Source organism: Lysinibacillus sp. BPa_S21, assembly GCF_023337795.1.
In the GTDB taxonomy this organism is placed as follows: domain Bacteria; phylum Bacillota; class Bacilli; order Bacillales_A; family Planococcaceae; genus Lysinibacillus.
Genome location: NZ_JALIRS010000008.1, coordinates 154,694 through 170,576 on the forward strand (window position 1 = coordinate 154,694; position 15,883 = coordinate 170,576).

At 36.8% G+C, this 15,883-nt stretch carries 19 protein-coding genes; 14 read left to right on the forward strand and 5 right to left on the reverse strand.

Annotation, left to right across the window (positions count from 1 at the left end; genetic code table 11):
• The first annotated feature begins 13 nt into the window (after positions 1-13).
• Positions 14-466, forward strand: a complete 453-nt coding sequence (locus MOK21_RS16510) for a DUF86 domain-containing protein (protein ID WP_249075082.1) — start codon at positions 14-16, stop codon at positions 464-466.
• Positions 463-1,224 carry a TIGR01457 family HAD-type hydrolase gene (locus MOK21_RS16515; protein WP_249075083.1) on the forward strand — a complete coding sequence of 254 codons (762 nt, stop codon included), beginning with the start codon at positions 463-465 and terminating at the stop codon, positions 1,222-1,224. The genes MOK21_RS16510 and MOK21_RS16515 overlap by 4 nt, the downstream gene beginning before the upstream one ends.
• 136 nt (positions 1,225-1,360) lie before the next feature.
• Here MOK21_RS16515 and MOK21_RS16520 read toward each other — a convergent pair whose 3' ends face one another.
• The gene (locus MOK21_RS16520) at positions 1,361-1,597 is read right to left on the reverse strand and encodes a YuzB family protein (RefSeq protein ID WP_249075084.1); all 237 of its coding nucleotides are present in this window, start codon (positions 1,595-1,597) and stop codon (positions 1,361-1,363) included.
• 442 nt (positions 1,598-2,039) lie between these two features.
• Here MOK21_RS16520 and MOK21_RS16525 point away from each other — a divergent pair, with 442 nt between their 5' ends.
• Positions 2,040-3,104 (forward strand): NAD(P)/FAD-dependent oxidoreductase, encoded by a 1,065-nt coding sequence (locus tag MOK21_RS16525; protein WP_249075085.1) that lies wholly within the window; start codon positions 2,040-2,042, stop codon positions 3,102-3,104.
• Between the two features lie 67 nt (positions 3,105-3,171).
• On the opposite strand, the gene MOK21_RS16530 is transcribed toward MOK21_RS16525, so the two are convergent.
• A complete protein-coding gene (locus MOK21_RS16530) occupies positions 3,172-3,507 on the reverse strand; it encodes a YuzD family protein (RefSeq protein WP_249075086.1) in 336 nt (111 codons plus the stop codon).
• A gap of 83 nt (positions 3,508-3,590) precedes the next feature.
• Here MOK21_RS16530 and MOK21_RS16535 point away from each other — a divergent pair, with 83 nt between their 5' ends.
• Complete coding sequence (locus MOK21_RS16535) at positions 3,591-3,827, forward strand: NifU family protein (protein ID WP_249075087.1); 237 nt, start codon at positions 3,591-3,593, stop codon at positions 3,825-3,827.
• 49 nt (positions 3,828-3,876) lie between these two features.
• On the opposite strand, the gene MOK21_RS16540 is transcribed toward MOK21_RS16535, so the two are convergent.
• Entirely contained in the window at positions 3,877-4,569 is a 693-nt protein-coding gene (locus MOK21_RS16540) for a DUF2225 domain-containing protein (protein WP_249075088.1), read from the reverse strand.
• A 536-nt stretch (positions 4,570-5,105) separates the two neighbouring features.
• Between MOK21_RS16540 and MOK21_RS16545 the strand changes: the two genes are divergently transcribed.
• The 6 genes from MOK21_RS16545 (at position 5,106) to MOK21_RS16570 (ending at position 10,885) form a co-directional block, all read left to right on the forward strand.
• Positions 5,106-5,477, forward strand: coding sequence for a HesB/IscA family protein (locus MOK21_RS16545; RefSeq protein WP_249075089.1), 372 nt, complete (start codon positions 5,106-5,108; stop codon positions 5,475-5,477).
• A 299-nt stretch (positions 5,478-5,776) separates the two neighbouring features.
• Positions 5,777-6,160, forward strand: a complete 384-nt coding sequence (locus MOK21_RS16550) for a hypothetical protein (protein ID WP_249075090.1) — start codon at positions 5,777-5,779, stop codon at positions 6,158-6,160.
• A gap of 126 nt (positions 6,161-6,286) precedes the next feature.
• Positions 6,287-8,350 (forward strand): hypothetical protein, encoded by a 2,064-nt coding sequence (locus MOK21_RS16555; protein ID WP_249075091.1) that lies wholly within the window; start codon positions 6,287-6,289, stop codon positions 8,348-8,350.
• Entirely contained in the window at positions 8,334-9,212 is an 879-nt protein-coding gene (locus MOK21_RS16560; RefSeq protein WP_249075092.1) for an ATP-binding cassette domain-containing protein, read from the forward strand. The genes MOK21_RS16555 and MOK21_RS16560 overlap by 17 nt, the downstream gene beginning before the upstream one ends.
• Positions 9,202-9,840 carry a hypothetical protein gene (locus MOK21_RS16565; RefSeq protein ID WP_249075093.1) on the forward strand — a complete coding sequence of 213 codons (639 nt, stop codon included), beginning with the start codon at positions 9,202-9,204 and terminating at the stop codon, positions 9,838-9,840. The genes MOK21_RS16560 and MOK21_RS16565 overlap by 11 nt, the downstream gene beginning before the upstream one ends.
• Positions 9,841-10,483: 643 nt before the next feature.
• Positions 10,484-10,885, forward strand: a complete 402-nt coding sequence (locus MOK21_RS16570; RefSeq protein ID WP_249075131.1) for an NUDIX hydrolase — start codon at positions 10,484-10,486, stop codon at positions 10,883-10,885.
• Between the two features lie 52 nt (positions 10,886-10,937).
• On the opposite strand, the gene MOK21_RS16575 is transcribed toward MOK21_RS16570, so the two are convergent.
• A complete protein-coding gene (locus MOK21_RS16575; RefSeq protein ID WP_249075094.1) occupies positions 10,938-11,429 on the reverse strand; it encodes a CarD family transcriptional regulator in 492 nt (163 codons plus the stop codon).
• A gap of 144 nt (positions 11,430-11,573) precedes the next feature.
• Between MOK21_RS16575 and MOK21_RS16580 the strand changes: the two genes are divergently transcribed.
• Positions 11,574-12,008: a MarR family winged helix-turn-helix transcriptional regulator gene (locus tag MOK21_RS16580; protein ID WP_249075095.1), complete on the forward strand. Its 435-nt coding sequence runs from the start codon at positions 11,574-11,576 to the stop codon at positions 12,006-12,008.
• A gap of 118 nt (positions 12,009-12,126) precedes the next feature.
• Here MOK21_RS16580 and MOK21_RS16585 read toward each other — a convergent pair whose 3' ends face one another.
• Entirely contained in the window at positions 12,127-12,678 is a 552-nt protein-coding gene (locus MOK21_RS16585) for a hypothetical protein (RefSeq protein ID WP_249075096.1), read from the reverse strand.
• A gap of 155 nt (positions 12,679-12,833) precedes the next feature.
• Between MOK21_RS16585 and MOK21_RS16590 the strand changes: the two genes are divergently transcribed.
• Genes MOK21_RS16590 through MOK21_RS16600 form a run of 3 tightly spaced genes read left to right on the forward strand, consistent with a single transcriptional unit; the run spans position 12,834 to position 15,857 of the window.
• Positions 12,834-13,331 carry an NUDIX hydrolase gene (locus tag MOK21_RS16590; protein ID WP_249075097.1) on the forward strand — a complete coding sequence of 166 codons (498 nt, stop codon included), beginning with the start codon at positions 12,834-12,836 and terminating at the stop codon, positions 13,329-13,331.
• A 23-nt stretch (positions 13,332-13,354) separates the two neighbouring features.
• A complete protein-coding gene (locus MOK21_RS16595) occupies positions 13,355-15,106 on the forward strand; it encodes a sensor histidine kinase (protein WP_249075132.1) in 1,752 nt (583 codons plus the stop codon).
• 4 nt (positions 15,107-15,110) lie between these two features.
• Positions 15,111-15,857 (forward strand): LytR/AlgR family response regulator transcription factor, encoded by a 747-nt coding sequence (locus tag MOK21_RS16600; RefSeq protein ID WP_249075098.1) that lies wholly within the window; start codon positions 15,111-15,113, stop codon positions 15,855-15,857.
• Positions 15,858-15,883 lie beyond the last annotated feature (26 nt).

Here is a 15,883-nt window from a genome sequence, read left to right on the forward strand (position 1 = left end):
GGGGGCTTTCCTTGTGTATTTTGTAGATCGTAATAAAATCACAAAAAATTTACAATACTTAGATGGACTATTAGCAATTTTAGAGTCAGAAGATAGCTGGCTAGAAAACGATATGAAGAAATTAGCACTTGAGCGAATTGGTCACAATGTGATGGAGTCAATGATGGATGTAGGAAATTTAATGATTGACGGCTTCATTATGCGTGATCCAGGAAGCTATGAGGATATTATTGATATTTTAATCGATGAAAAAGTCGTATCTACTGAAATGGAAGCGCCGTTGAAAGCAGTTGTTGGCTTACGTAAAATGCTTGTTCGTGAATTCACAGATGTAGATGTTCAGGAAGTTGTTCATGTGTTAACAACAACGTTACCAGCATTAAAACAATTCTCACCAGCTGTGAATAGTTATTTAACAAATGAACTCGGCCCTGTTTCAGCATTTTTACCAGAGGATCATCAATGAAGACCTACAAGGCCTATTGCTTTGATTTAGATGGAACCGTGTACCGTGGAAAGGATGGCATTCCTTCTGCCATTACTTTTATTCATCGGTTACAACAAGCAGGGATTGAGCCATTTTACGTAACAAACAATTCTTCTAAGACAAGAGAGCAGCTGCAAGAAGCTTTAAACGCTATCGGAGTGATTGCACCGTTAGAGCATATTTACTCTAGTGCATTAGTTACAGCAAAATATGTAGCCGTGAATTTCCCAGGCAAAAAAGTAGCCATGTTAGGTTCTGATGGTATTCGTAAAGCATTATTTAATGAAGGCATTGAACCTATCGTGGATGAGCCAGAGGTATTTGTTATGGGGATTGATCGAAATCTAGATTATATGGCACTTGCGAAGGCGACGCTTGCCGTGCAAAATGGTGCGACATTTATAGCAACGAATCAAGATATTAAATTCCCGACAGAACATGGATTTCTCCCGGGTAATGGGTCATTTGCCCGACTAGTAGGTGAGGTTGCAGACGTTGAGCCAATTTATATCGGTAAACCATCACCTGCAATGCTTGAAGTCATTGCGAAAGAGCATGGCTTTACGAAAGATGAAATGGTGATGATTGGCGATAATTATGACACAGATATTATGTGTGGGATTCATTTTGGCTGTGACACAATCCATGTAAACACAGGTGTTACACCAACAAAGGCTGTGCTCCAGAAAGAGCAGCAACCTACCTATGTTGTAGAAGCTTTAATGGCCGAGGCATAATTGATTCGTTCAAATATATAGCTCAAACATAAAAAAAGGATGCTTATGTCGATTTTTTTGGCATAACATCCTTTTTATATGTTCAAATTTAGTAGTAAGTGTTTCATCATTATATGAATGAGGTATTACACCCTCATTACCATAACGGATTTTCTTCGATAAATTGATAAATTGCTTTCGTCAACTCTTCAGGAGAATCAGCCTCAACTAGTTCACCATTGACGATTGCATAAAATGATTCTGAACATTTTGTACAGTAACTAAGGCAGCCATATTCCAAAACGTCTATGTTCGGATCACGCTCAAGTGTTTCATAAGTTTTTTGAGAGCCATTTGCCAAATTACTTATACAAAATTCAACCATTGGATTCATATAAGTCACCTCACCAAAGTAATGCTACCCGCTTTTAAAACATTCGTCAATCATTTGAATTGACCCTTGAGAAAGCAAATACTCAAAGGTTTTCAACTGATGTTTGAACGCTGGCTGAAAAGTGACTTAAACCTATATTCATCTCACTACCTTTATGATTGGAAGACATCTATATCTGTCGCTTGTACTGAATGAAAGAAGTAAAATAATCTTTGCAAAAGTGAAGAAAAGGAAACGGTATTTAAGGAAAATTCGCACAATAGCGACGGTTTATAGAAGTCCAAATGATTCAAAAATCGTTTGAAAAAAGCGAGATATCATTCATTTTGTGAAATCTTTCACAAAATTGCATTCTGATATTGTGAAACTTCTCACAATCGGTTATACTCATTTGTGGATACTTTGTGAACAATTAATATAAGAGATATAAAAGGAGACTATTATGGGTAAATTAGTACTTTTAGGTGGCGGCTACGGCAATATGCGTCTTATGCTTCGATTATTACCAAACGTTCCATTAGACACTGAAATCGTGTTAGTAGACAGAGCCCCTTTCCATAGTTTGAAAACAGAATTTTACGCATTGGCAGCAGGGACTGCAACAGATAAAGAAATTCGTGTATGCTTCCCAGAACATGAACGTTTATCAGCTGTATATGGAGAAGTTGTTGAAATTAATCGTACGGAAAAAGTAGTCATTTTAGAAGATGGACAACGTATTGAATATGATGATTTAGTCATTGGTCTTGGCTGTGAGGATAAATATCATGGGGTACCAGGTGCCGCTGAATACACATATAGCATTCAGACAATGGCGAAATCACGTTCAACATTCCAAGCACTTTGTGGTTTACCAGCTGGCTCTACAGTCGGAATTGTAGGAGCTGGCTTAAGTGGTATTGAGCTTGCAAGTGAATTACGTGAAAGCCGATCAGATTTAAAAATAAAGCTATTCGACCGTGGTCCACGTATTCTAAAGGACTTCCCAGAAAAGCTAAGTAAATATGTAAAAGACTGGTTTGTAAAACATAACGTTGAAGTCATTGCCAATTCAAATATTACAAAAATTGAACAAGGTAAAATTTATAATCACGAAGAAGAAATTGTACTTGATACTGTTGTATGGACTGCTGGTGTACAGCCTGTCAAAATCGTTCGTGATTTAGAAGTTGAGAAAGATAAACAAGGGCGTCCTCTTGTAACACAATATTTCAATCTTCTTGATGATGAGCATGTATACGTTGTAGGTGACTGTGCTGCTTCAGAATTACCACCAACAGCGCAATTAGCTGAGGAACAAGCAGAACAAATCGTCAAAGTCCTTCGCATGCGTTGGAAAGGCGAAAACTTACCTGAGAAAATGCCTGATATTAAATTAAAAGGTTTCATGGGAGCTCTTGGTAAAAAACAAGGCTTCGTTTATTTAGCAGATACAACAGTAACAGGACGTATCGCACGCTTAATGAAATCAGGATTATTATGGTACTACAAACGTCAAAATGATTAATTAGTGGAAAATGTTTGAAAAGGGATTGTTTCGAAATGTAATTTTGAAACAATCCCTTTTATTTCTTTTAAACGGTTTCGTCAGGTATGAAACCTAAATTTTCAAGAGCAGTAAATATAGGCTTTAATTGTACATAGCCTTCGCCCACCACTTCATCATTTAAAAGGACAAGTGGATAAAAAAATTCATCCTCTTGAATGCGTGTAGCATAATCCTGATCGCGCTCATTCTCAATTGGTCCTTCAATATCGATATAGCGAATATCATATCCTTGGTTTGGATATTTTCGATCGATGGCTGCTTGAAGCCATTCATATGTATCCTTTGAAGAAGGCGCGTTGACACAACTTGCGCAGATTACCGCTGTTCCGTAAATTTCAATCTTTGGTTTCGTTTGTCCCATTTCATTTCCACTCCCCGTGATTCTATATTGGATTTTTTCTGTTGCTAACATTATAATCATTATAAGGAAAGGAGTCGAGACAAATGGCAGAAGCAACAATTAACGAACAAGTTCAAGAGGTATTAGATAAATTACGCCCATTCTTACTACGTGACGGTGGAGACTGTGAATTAGTAGATGTAGAAGATGGCATTGTAAAATTACGTTTATTAGGTGCATGTGGTAGTTGCCCAAGTTCAACAATTACACTTAAAGCTGGTATCGAGCGCGCATTATTAGAAGAAGTACCAGGTATTATTGAAGTAGAGCAAGTATTCTAAGACGACTAAAAAAGTTCTAGCCGATACATTCAGGCTAGAACTTTTTTTCTTAACTATGGCGAGCTTGTTCTTTTTCTTTTCGAATAATAGCCCATTGTTCCTTGGCCATATCAATGACCTTTGCTTCTCCGCCAATACTTTGCTTTTCAATGACCTTTGAAAAGAAGCGTGTAGCATTTTCCAAATCACCGATTCTTCTTGATAGCTCTGCAATCATATACATAATTCGTACGTCTGACATTTGCGTTGAGCTGTAATCCTCAGTTGAATAAGATTCCATATAGTAGTCTCGGGCCATTGTCATAAAACGTTTCTCTTGGCCTTCGTTTTTTAGCGAACGATATAGCCATGCAAGACGTAATGTAAGCCCAGCGATAGCAACAAATTTTTCTTTTTTAATCGTACCGCAAAGGAACGCTAATTTATAAGCTTGTATCGCTTGGAATACAGTACGTTCTCCCTTAAAATCATGATGTACCCATTTTTCTGTAATTTGCGTACGAATTTCATCTTGAGTGCCAGGGGCGAAATACTTTGAAAAGTCTTCTGTAAATGAAAATCCGCAATGCTCACAAACAAATACATTATAATAAAGGGCATTGACACCATCCGCATAGATAGGATGAAAATCTGTTTCTGTGTGATCTACTTTAATGAATTTAGAGCGTACTTTTAATGTTGGAAATTCTTTTTTGCAATGAAGACATTGAATTTTTTTCTCGTAATAAGGTGAAATCTCCATAATTTATACCTCTTTCATCGACTGATTATAACTATTATACCAATATAAATTTTATAAACGTGGATAAAAAATACCAAAAATGTGAAAAAATTAGAACTTTTTACTGCAATTCTGGTTAGAGGGTTGATTTCCGTTCCGGTTGAGTGCTTTTTCGCTGACGCTTCGCTTTCACGCAGAGCAAAGCTTCCTGGGAAGTGATCGGGTAAGTCCCAGAAGTGATCGGGTAAGTCCCAGAAGTGATCGGGTAAGTCCCAGAAGTGATCGGGTAGGCCCAGAAGTGATCGGGTAAGTCTAAGAAGTGATCGGGTAGGCCCAAGAAGTGATCGGGTAAGTCCCAGAAGTGATCGGGTAAGTCCCGGAAGTGATCGGGTAAGTCCCGGAAGTGATCAGGTAGGCCCCAAAAGTGATCGGGTAAGCCCAAGGAGTCGCCCAGCAGCAGCTCCATAGAAATTGAACCAAAATCCTGTTGGAGCTGAATATTTGTCATACAATAGTCAAAATTGATATGATATTAAATAAGAAGGAAGGTGATTGGGATGACAAGTAAGCAAGTAATTGAAGTTACTGAAGCGGCTGTCTTTCATATTAATGAAATGATGGAGCACAATGAAGAGCGAGGTTCGTTTTTACGTGTAGTTGTTAATGGTGGCGGATGCAGTGGCCTATCATACGGTATGCATTTTGATAAAGAGAAGACAGAAGATGATTTTGAAGATGTACAGCATGGTTTAACAATTCTTGTTTCCCGTGAAGATGCGCCGATTTTAATGGGGACAAAAATTGACTATAAGCAATCGCTAATGGGCGGAGGCTTCACAATCGACAATCCAAATGCTATCGCATCATGTGGCTGTGGCACGTCTTTCAAAACGGCGAAACGTGAAGGCACACCTGAGATTTGTGATTAAACATAAATTTTCTAAATGCTGAATGAGGGTTGTAACTAACACTTGAAATTAATAAATGTGTAAGCGCAAGACCAAAGTGATGCTTTTAGAAATGTAACTACAAAGCCTTTTTGATTTTTATGTTGTGAAAACATAACAAATTGAGGAGGCTTTTTTGTTGGACTTAAAAAGAAGAAATGTACAGCTGTTGGCACTTATAAGTAGATAGTCAAATGTACTTTCATCAGTTAAACCATATTGCAATAACTATGAAGATTCCCAATTTCTATAGGATGCACCCTTGAAAGTAAGGGTGGAATATGCTAATTTGTAAGAAAAAGGGTAAACTGAATAAGCTACTTAAATGTGGTGCATTCGCCATTATGTTAGGCGTTGCTGGTTCAGCCTATGCAGGGGGAACATCTACGGCGTACATACCTGTAGGTAGTTCAAGTGCAACTGGAAGTGACGTAACAGCTTCTGGGTCGAGTGGTACTTTGACAGTAACATCATCAGGACCAACGTTTTATGTACAGGGCTATGCTAAAAATGGTAGTTCCATTGTTGCTAGTTTAATCGCAAATCCAGGGACAGAAAAAACAACAACTTTTACAGCAAAAAGCGGAACTAAGTATTATGCACAGGCAAATACGCAAGCAAACACAAAACAAATCTCAGGTGCTGCTAGGGTTACAGTCAATTAAATCAAAGAGTCTGGGATAAAAGTATTTTAGCTAACGTAAAACCCGAACAAATTTGCAAGACACTCATACGGTGTTTTGCTATTGTTCGGGTTTTCTAATATAGTTTTCGCGAAGAGCTAATTAGTTATGTTTCAGCCTCTTCTATTATATGAAGAAAGGACAGATGTGATGAGCCGTTTGATGAATTTAGTCATGTTTTATAGTAAGCGACTAGTAACCAGTAAATTTTATATGGGTACTCTGCTTGTCTATATGCTCCTGCTAGTCGTTCAATATATTGGTTTATATAAACGATCAAATATGATAGATAATGGAAATGTGTTGAGTATTTTTTTTACAGCACAACAGATGCTTTTTTTAGTTTATGCAGTTTATTTTTATCGCCTATTTGCAGAGGAGCGTGCCTTTAGCATTGAACGGTATTTTGTAGATGCATATCGTATTTTATGTCAGAAAATAGCGGCCATGGCATTTGTACATATGATTATTCAAGGTATCTTTTTTCTTATACAAACACTGTTTGTTTGGTGCTTTTATAAAGCCGTTTCAGTCCCATGGTCGAGCTTTTATCTAGAGTCTGGTCTATTTATACTTCTCTATTGTTGGCTACCGACCTTCATTAGTTTAGCGATTGGTGTGGTGGTCGCTAGTATGGTAGGTAAGCATAAAATAAGCTTTGCCATTTTACTAATGATTTGGCTGTTATTAGGTCCTATGAATACAGAAATTTTCTCGGATTATATTCGGCAAATTCAGTCTGATGACTGGCGCAGTTTTTTGTACCTTTCTACAATGAGTATCTATCAGGTTTATCAATCGTATATTGGCTATAGTTATTCATTAGGAACGGTATGGAAAGGGATTAGTTGGATATTTCTATCCATCTTATTGCTTTTAATTAGTTTACTGCGCTATAGCACTATACGCAAACAACGTATAGCTACTGCGGTGGCTTTTTTTCTAGTGGGTGTGCTAGCTATAGGGAGTATTTATCAGATGACGCTTGAGGATTCAAGGGCTTTTAACTATGCGGATGAACAGGCTGAAAGTGCCTATTACCAGAATTATACTGGATCACTAGCCGATTTACGCTATCATATCGCTCAGTATACGATTAAAATCGAAGATACAGAAAATCAGCTATCAACAACGATTGCATTGGAGCAGGTGCAAACAACAACACCGACCTTTCAATTACATCATGCCTTTCCAATTCAACGTATTGTAGATGAGCACGGGCAGGAACAGACTTTTCAGAGACAAGGCGATATGGTGAGCGTCAACATCAAACCGACAACAACCGCCTTAACCTTTGACTATACATTAACGAGTCAATATTTTGCCAAAGTACACCGAAATCGCTGGCTATTACCTGCTACAGTAGGCTGGTATCCAAAAAGAAGTGACGAACCGATTATGCAGTATGTCGATTTTCTAGGCTACAGTAGAGCTATTCTTAATCCAATTCAAAAGCCTGCGGTGAAGTTTCAAGTGCATAGCAGCCAAGAGCTACTCCTAAATATTCCTAAAATTAAGCCAATGCTCTATGAAGGAGTTGTGGATGGCTTAGCGATGATTAAAGCACCCTTCCAGCAACAAAAAATCAAGCGTTATCAAGTCGTTTATCCACTGGATTGGACGGATACAACCACACAGTTTGAAGTGATGATTGCACGCATGGAGCAGGTGAATCAAGACCTGAAGAAGCTGATTCCCTCCAGCAGATCTTTGCCAGACATACTTGTATTTCAATCAGGTGGGGGTACTGTACAATGGCATGATCATTTTTTATTATACCCAACAGATTCTCTCTATGCGATTGATTCGATAGATAGTACAGCCTATTTACTACCTAGTAAGCTGGCATTTGCCCATACGAATCAGCAATTGGGTAATCCTGCTATGGCGGAAGAATGGCAAGAGTTAACAAGTATTATCTTATCAATGCGTCATAAAATCGCCCAAGCTGGATTTGAATTAATCCAACCAAAATCAGTCAACTATTATGAGTTATCGGCTACAGATCAACAATCTGCTGATTTTGTCTATAGTCAGGTGTTGCAAGCAGATGAGGAACTACAAAATCGGCTATTAAGTACATGGTTTGCTAAAATCGAGCAGGTTCAGAATAACTGGCAGAAAATTGAACAACTTGTACGGGAGGTTCTTCAAAATGAAGTTAGAAATTGAACATCTAACAAAAACGATTAAGAAGCGCAATATATTAAATGATATTTCATTAATGGTTGAAGGCGTTTATGGCTTAATTGGTCCAAATGGGGCAGGGAAGACGACCTTAATGAAAATATTAGCAGGATTGCAAACATTGACTGCTGGTTCGATTAGTATTGACGATAAACCCTATGTTCATCGTAATGCCAGCTACATTGCCCCGAATACATTTATCGGTTATTTACCACAGGATTTTATGATTTATCCTGAAAATTCAGTATATGAAGCCCTCAATCATATCGCGGTTTTACAAGGCATTTCTAAAAAAAGCGAGCGACAACAGCAAATTGAAGAAGCGTTAGCTATCGTGAATTTAAGTGGGCAGCATCATAAAAAGATGAATGAGCTATCAGGAGGGATGCGAAGAAGAGTTGGTATTGCTCAATTATTAATGAGGAAGCCATCTATTTTATTGTTTGATGAGCCGACTGCGGGGCTTGATATTGAAGAACGGATTCGCTTTCGTAACTTACTACTAGAGCTAGGGAAACAGCATACGGTTGTTATTTCTTCACATATCGTTGAGGATATTGAATTTCTTTGTACAAAAATTGGCATCTTAACACAAGGGCAGCTACGTTTTGAGGGAACACCTGAGGAATTAAAACAGCAAGCGGATGGGTATGTATATAGCATGAATGTTCAAGCGGAGGAGTTAAGCGAACTATTAATGACACAGGATATTACACAAATTAATGAGGAAGAACAGCATTTAAAAGTACGCATCTTTTCAACGGAAGCTCTGGATCAGCCTCGGGTAATTCCTCGTTTAATGGAAGGCTATTTAGCAGTTGTACGAGGTGTAGGCGATGGAAAATAGTAAGCTATTGTTTGCATTTGATAGAAAAAGTATGAAAGGTGCGTTTTATGTACCGTTTATTATGTGGGCGGTAGCCTTACTAGGGATTCTGTTCTATGCGTCCATCGAAGAAGATTATTATACGCATTTTATCATTGTACAAGGAATCTTTCTGCCATTTTGCTCTTGGCATTTAGTTTATCGGTATAGCGAGTTATTGGAGCATGGCGCAGAGGATACGTTGTTTCCTTATTATCGCAAATGGTTTCTCTATGATATTGCTCGTTACGTAATTCTCTATAGTCTATTGATGATGAGCTTGTTACTCCTTATTTTTATTAAAGGAGGAGTGGCTATTTTTGATTATATTACGGTAGCGCATTTACCTATATTACTATTGTTTTATATGTTCGCTGGACTTGCACTGCTTTTTGTGATGAAGAGTGTCGAAGTGACTTTAGCTATTATCTTTATTTATACAGTGATTGAGGTAGTCACGTTGGGGAAATCTGGTATGCCTTGGCCGCATATTATTATCTTTTTGCCTCCTCTACCAGAAGATCCAGAAATGACGAAGAAGTTTACATTTTTATTTCTCATAACAATCAGTATGGTAATGTATGTAGCGAAAAAAGTCCGAATGTTTTAACTTCTAAAAGGTGGGAGGGGTTCGAACACGAAATATGATACTAAAAAGGATGAAATGAGGAGCATAATACCCGGTGCTTCTGCATAATTGCTCCTCCAGATTTACTATTGATGGTGCATTGCTACGAAAAAATTTATTATTGTTCTGGCTATCACATTTTCAAAATTGCACCATTGATTTAAATATCATCTTTATATTTTTTTACAATCGAGATAGTTAATCGAATAGCATAATAAACGCCATAAATCATAGCTAATAATATAAAAAGCATTATTATTTGAACGATCCAATCTCCCATTATTTGTCCCACCTTAATATTAAATTCTTGAATTACCGCGCTTTTCTTTAATGCCTTCAGTACGGGGTGAATATGTATTGTAAAGAGAAAGAGTGCGGAGCATTGATAGCCCTAATAATTGATAAAGAGAAACTAATTTTTCTTACTATGCTTCAATTCCTCGCGTAACTTCTTAATTTCTTCAGTCTGTTCAAGAATATTATTGTTTACTCTTCTAATTGAATCATAAACCGCAAAAATGCCTGCAAATATGGTTAATAAAATTGGCTAAGCAATATACGAATCATATTTTGTATTATAATAACAGAAATGGGTGTTATTTAATAGCGGAGGAGCTGATCAAACATTTGCAAATTTACCGTAACGTCAGGTGCTGTTATTTTAAATCAGCAAAATCAATTACTTTTAAAAAAAGATCCTAATAGAGGATGGGAATTACCAGGTGGCTGTGTAGAAAAAAATGAAACATTTATAGAAACAGTTATTAGGGAAGTTAAAGAGGAAACTGGAATTGAAATCGAAATTCTAAAATTTTGCGGTGTTTCGCAAGAAATAAAACATAGTGTTTGTACTATGTGGTGGTTAGGAACTTCTATTGGCGGTGAATTACAAACGAGTTGTGAAAGTTTAGAGGTTGGTTTTTTTGACGTAGAAGAGGCTTTAGTATTAATAGAAAATGAAGATTTTAAAAACGAATTATTACATTGCTTAAACAACGAGGCAGAACCTTTTTATATTTCTTTTTAAATAAGAAACAGGCCACGATTATTTTCTAATCGTGGCTTTATTAATATCACAATTAGTGAAGTTGTGTTAAAACATATTCATAAATTTCATCGGATGATTTATTAAGAGCTACGGAAAACTCTGAAAAGATAGTATCCTGTAAAGATTGTAATAATTTCTCTTCCTGGTTAGGGAATTTTTTTTCAAGTGTCTTATATTCGCGCTTTTTTCGTAGCAATGTGTTTAAAAGATTTGCTTGTTTTTGGCGATTGCCAGATTTAATGATGTCTAAATGAAATCTCATTCGATGTGTATTTTGTTCAATCCATTCCACACCAGGGGATGTGAATGAATGTAAAATACTGAGGGCTTCTTCTTTTTTAATAATATCTCTAAGCTGTTTTTTGGAATTGTCAATAGGGGTACGAATAATTAGTTGTGGTTCATTTAGTGGCTGTAAAACGTAATAAGATTTAGTAATGTCGTTAAAGGTTTGTTCACAAATATCTTCAATAGAACAAAGTCCATGTGATGAGTATATGACTACATCGCCAACGTTGTACATGTATTTCCCCTCCAACAAACTGTATTGTCAACTAAGTTGACTAAATTAATTGTAAGCTATTATATGGTTTTTGTCAACTAAGTTGACGATTGGTGCTGTTTTTTGTATATTAATAACGAAAAATAGGAAATGAAGGTGAACTAGTTGAAGGACGAATTGCAGAATCGAGATGTCATTGATTTGTTGAGCGAACGTCACGAACTACTTCGAAAACTTGCGGAAGAGAAGTGGAATAAGCATAACGATATTAATATTTCAAATTCAGAATGGTATATTTTGAAGAGGGTTTATAAAAAACAATTGACGATTTCAGAAGTTGCTAAAAATGTTAATTTTTCAAGACAAGCAACCCATAAAATAATAAAGAGTTTGGAAGTTAAAGGGTTGGTGACAGTTACGAGTGTCGAACATAGTAAAAAACATAAAGCTATTCGTATGACAGAATTTGGTGACAGTTGCTTTGAAAAAAATCAATATTGTAAAGCAGAAATAGAAAAACAATTGGTTAATACAATTGGTGAAGATCAGGTTAACAGATTAAAAAATATATTAAACCTAAATTGGGATATCGAGCAGTAAATGTTTGGTGCACATGAAATTCAACGCTTATAAAAAGTAGGATACTAATTTAATCTGGTAGGCTACATAGAAAATTTCAAAAGCCACTTTCGTTACTAATCGAAAGTGGCTTTTAATGTTACTTTACCTTCTCGCGTTCTATAAATGTAGCACCATTTAGATAGGCTGCATTGTAAATCCTACTTCTTTCCTCTGAACCGAATTGTCCGTTTTCTCTAATAACAAACTTTTCGTTATTGTTTGTTTGGAAGTAATAAGTGCCCACTGTACCTATTTCATATTCATAAATGACTTCCTTAATATCCTGCCATTCATAGGTAGTTTGATGATGAAATTCTTTGAAAACAATTTGTGTTTTCTGTATAGCAGTATAATTTAAAAGAGAAAAATAGCCTAAAACAAGGCTGCTCACGATAACTATAATCGTCATCAAATAGGTGTATTTATTTCTTTTAAATCCAAGCATGATCGACGTTAAAATAATTAGCATAATTGCTATAAAAAGCATAGTAAAGTTGTTTGTTGGAATAATCAGCACGATATTATCTTTACTAAAATAAAATGTTTGGGAAATGGTTATAGGCAGCATGAAAACAATGATAGGGGATAGTAAAAGCAATACAATTGCAAAAATAAAAAGCTTTGCATTAGGTGATAATTGGCTTAACATAAATATCCTCCTTTGAATAGAGTGAATATTCTGTTTTGTTATCAGTGTAACATATTATTTTATAACTGAGCTTATGGAGTAACCATAAAATTCTGAATTAATACTTCTATATATGGAAAAGTGACCGTTATAATAGTGATATAGAGGTGAGGATGATGAAAAAAGATAGAGGGAAAGTTTGGTTAGGTGTTGCAGGTGTAACTGTCAATGAGCTAGGACAATGGCTAGTTGTTAAAAAGGCATATAGCGGATTAAAGGGAAGATGGTCATTGCCAGCTGGTTTTGTCAATGCTGGTGAAACAGTAGATGAAGCGGTTGTTCGCGAATTGAAAGAAGAAACGGGTATTGATTGCTATGTATCAGGTTTAATTGGTTTTCGAACGGGTGTGATCCGCAGTGATATTAGTGATAATATGGCGATCTTTTATTGTCGGATGAAGGATGAACAGCAAGAGATTTGTATTCAGGAAAAAGAATTATTAGAAGCGAAATGGATGTATCCAAAGGAGCTCGCTCAGGATGAAATGACATCAGTGATGTTAAAAGAAATGGCATCGAACCAATTTGAAAAGCACCAATTAGAGGGGATTGAAGGTATTAATCCAGGAGATGTGTTTGGCTATTCATCTTATAAATTATTCTTTAAAAAATAAAGTAATAGAGGCGGGGACCTATGATGGAGCTATTTTTGTTTATGTTAGAGCGAGTAGGGCTAATCATTGTGTTTGCCTTTTTAATGTCTAGATGGCGATTCTTTCGGGGAATGCTATTTCAGGATCAAGGGGTTAAGGAAAAAGCTTGGCTTATTATTATTTTTAGCGCTTTAAGTATAGTGAGTAGCTATACAGGGATAAAAATCGAAAGTGGAACGATATATCCTTTAAATCAAATGATACATAGCACGATTAATGCAGAGGAAGCCATTGCGAATACGAGGCTAATTGGCGTAGCAATTGCCGGGATTTTTGGTGGGCCGCTTGTTGGAGTTAGCGTGGGGATTATTGCGGGGATTCACCGTATTACCCTTGGCGGTTTTACAGCGGTTGCCTGTGGTATTTCGACAATACTAGCAGGATTTATCACAGGTGGTTTAAGTAAGCAATTAAAAATACGTCAAACCTTTTCCTATAAAAAAGCTGTACTCATCGGGATTTGTGCTGAGACTTTACAAATGATTGTGATTTTAATAATGGCAAAACCATTTGAACAAGCTTTGCAATTAGTTTCTTTAATAGCGCTACCGATGATTTTTATGAATGCTTTTGGGATTTTAATATTTTTCATTATTATTAAAACTTTTATCGATGAGGAAGAGCGTACAAAAGCATTACAAACACACCAAGCTTTTTCTATTGCCCAACAAACTATTGAACATTTTCGTAAAGGGTTAAATGAGGAATCCTGCCGAACGATTGCCGAGATTATTAAAAGAGAGATTGAGGTTGATGCAGTCGCGATTACGGATACAAATGGGATTTTAGCACATGTTGGAGTAGGCGAGGATCATCATGTCATTCATCAAGAAATAATGACGGCTTTAACGAAGCGGGTTTTAGTAGAAGGACGCATTATTACTGCGACGTCCGCAAAAGAAATCAGTTGTCCACATGAAGATTGTCCGTTAAGTGCTGCGATTGTCTTACCCTTAAAAGTACAGCATAAAACGGTGGGTACTTTAAAGCTGTATTTTAGCAATGTTTCTTCATTAACAGGGGCAAAAAGAGAGCTTGCAGAGGGCCTCAGTCGACTATTTTCCTCGCAGCTAGAATATGCTGAAATTGAGCAGCAAAGAAAGCTCTTAAAGGATGCCGAAATTAAAGCACTACAAGCACAGGTGCATCCGCATTTCTTTTTTAATAGTCTGAATACTATTTCGAGTTTGATCCGAACGGATGCTGATGAGGCTAGAGCATTATTGATCAAGCTTAGTACGTTTTTCAGGAGTAATTTGCAGGGAGCTCGCCAAATGCTCATTCCGTTAAAAAATGAAATTGACCATGTGGAGGCTTATTTGTCAATTGAACAAACAAGGTTTCCGAACCGCTATGATGTGCAATTTCACTTGGATGAAGCACTTTTTGACGTACAGATTCCCCCATTTACCTTACAGCCACTCGTCGAAAATGCTATTTATCATGCCTTTAAACATCGTAAGGAAGGCAAAATTGATGTTAGGGTGCAACGACTTAATAATAAGCTATTGCTGTCAACAGAGGATAATGGCTGTGGGATGAGAAAAGAGCAGGTTAAACAGCTTGGCAAAACGATCATGCAATCGGAGCAAGGAACAGGGACAGCTTTATGGAATATTTATCAGCGTATTCATGAAATTTACGGAGCTGAAGCAGATTTTCACATTTCAAGTACGTTGGATGTTGGTACGAAAATTATGATTCAGCTACCATTAAAAGCTACGAGATGGGAGTAGAGAAATGTTAAATGTCTATATAGTAGATGATGAACCGTTAGCAAGAGCTGAATTGCGATATTTATTGGAGCAAACAAAGTTAGTCCAGATCATTGGAGAATCAGAGGATCTAAAGGATATACAGCAGGATCCACAGTTTGAGCAGGTTGATTGTGTGTTTTTAGATATTCAGCTAGGGGTAAACAATGGTCTCGAATTAGCAAAACAGTTGCAACAAAGCATTCTTAAACCTGAAATAATTTTTGCTACGGCTTATGATGAGTATGCGTTACAAGCGTTCGAGGTGAACGCCTTTGATTATATTCTGAAACCATTTGAGCCAGAGCGTGTACAAAGCGCGGTTGAAAAGCTAGTGGCCAAAAGAAGAGCAACGCAGGCTAAAACGATGGAAACATTAAAACATTTGCAGTTGGACAAGCTTGATAAATTAACAGTTTATGTGAATGATCGAATTTTACTTATTAAAATGCAGGAAATTTTATATTGTACATCAGAAGAGAGTAAGACGATTGTTGTCACGGAGAAAGGAAGGTATTTTGTTTCAGAATCGTTAGCCGTATTGGAGAAAAAGCTTACGTTAAAAGGTTTTGTGCGCGTCCATCGGGCATTTATCGTCAATTTAGAACATATTGTAGAGCTGGAGCCTTGGAGTAGCTCTAAATACAATTTAATTTTGCAGAATCGACATTCGATACCTGTCAGCAGGCTTTATATGAAGGATGTACGTAAAATCTTTCAGCTATCAAAATAACTGCATTTCAACAGTAGAAAACACCC

Coding starts and splice junctions, on each gene's coding strand:
- MOK21_RS16525 (WP_249075085.1), top strand. CDS start 2,040: ATGGGTAAATTAGTACTTTTAGGTGGCGGCTACGGCAATATGCGTCTT.
- MOK21_RS16560 (WP_249075092.1), top strand. CDS start 8,334: ATGAAGTTAGAAATTGAACATCTAACAAAAACGATTAAGAAGCGCAAT.
- MOK21_RS16600 (WP_249075098.1), top strand. CDS start 15,111: ATGTTAAATGTCTATATAGTAGATGATGAACCGTTAGCAAGAGCTGAA.
- MOK21_RS16545 (WP_249075089.1), top strand. CDS start 5,106: ATGACAAGTAAGCAAGTAATTGAAGTTACTGAAGCGGCTGTCTTTCAT.
- MOK21_RS16540 (WP_249075088.1), bottom strand. CDS start 4,569: ATGGAGATTTCACCTTATTACGAGAAAAAAATTCAATGTCTTCATTGC.
- MOK21_RS16535 (WP_249075087.1), top strand. CDS start 3,591: ATGGCAGAAGCAACAATTAACGAACAAGTTCAAGAGGTATTAGATAAA.
- MOK21_RS16585 (WP_249075096.1), bottom strand. CDS start 12,678: ATGTTAAGCCAATTATCACCTAATGCAAAGCTTTTTATTTTTGCAATT.
- MOK21_RS16530 (WP_249075086.1), bottom strand. CDS start 3,507: ATGGGACAAACGAAACCAAAGATTGAAATTTACGGAACAGCGGTAATC.
- MOK21_RS16555 (WP_249075091.1), top strand. CDS start 6,287: ATGTTTCAGCCTCTTCTATTATATGAAGAAAGGACAGATGTGATGAGC.
- MOK21_RS16520 (WP_249075084.1), bottom strand. CDS start 1,597: ATGAATCCAATGGTTGAATTTTGTATAAGTAATTTGGCAAATGGCTCT.
- MOK21_RS16590 (WP_249075097.1), top strand. CDS start 12,834: ATGAAAAAAGATAGAGGGAAAGTTTGGTTAGGTGTTGCAGGTGTAACT.
- MOK21_RS16575 (WP_249075094.1), bottom strand. CDS start 11,429: ATGTACAACGTTGGCGATGTAGTCATATACTCATCACATGGACTTTGT.
- MOK21_RS16565 (WP_249075093.1), top strand. CDS start 9,202: ATGGAAAATAGTAAGCTATTGTTTGCATTTGATAGAAAAAGTATGAAA.
- MOK21_RS16515 (WP_249075083.1), top strand. CDS start 463: ATGAAGACCTACAAGGCCTATTGCTTTGATTTAGATGGAACCGTGTAC.
- MOK21_RS16550 (WP_249075090.1), top strand. CDS start 5,777: ATGCTAATTTGTAAGAAAAAGGGTAAACTGAATAAGCTACTTAAATGT.
- MOK21_RS16595 (WP_249075132.1), top strand. CDS start 13,355: ATGGAGCTATTTTTGTTTATGTTAGAGCGAGTAGGGCTAATCATTGTG.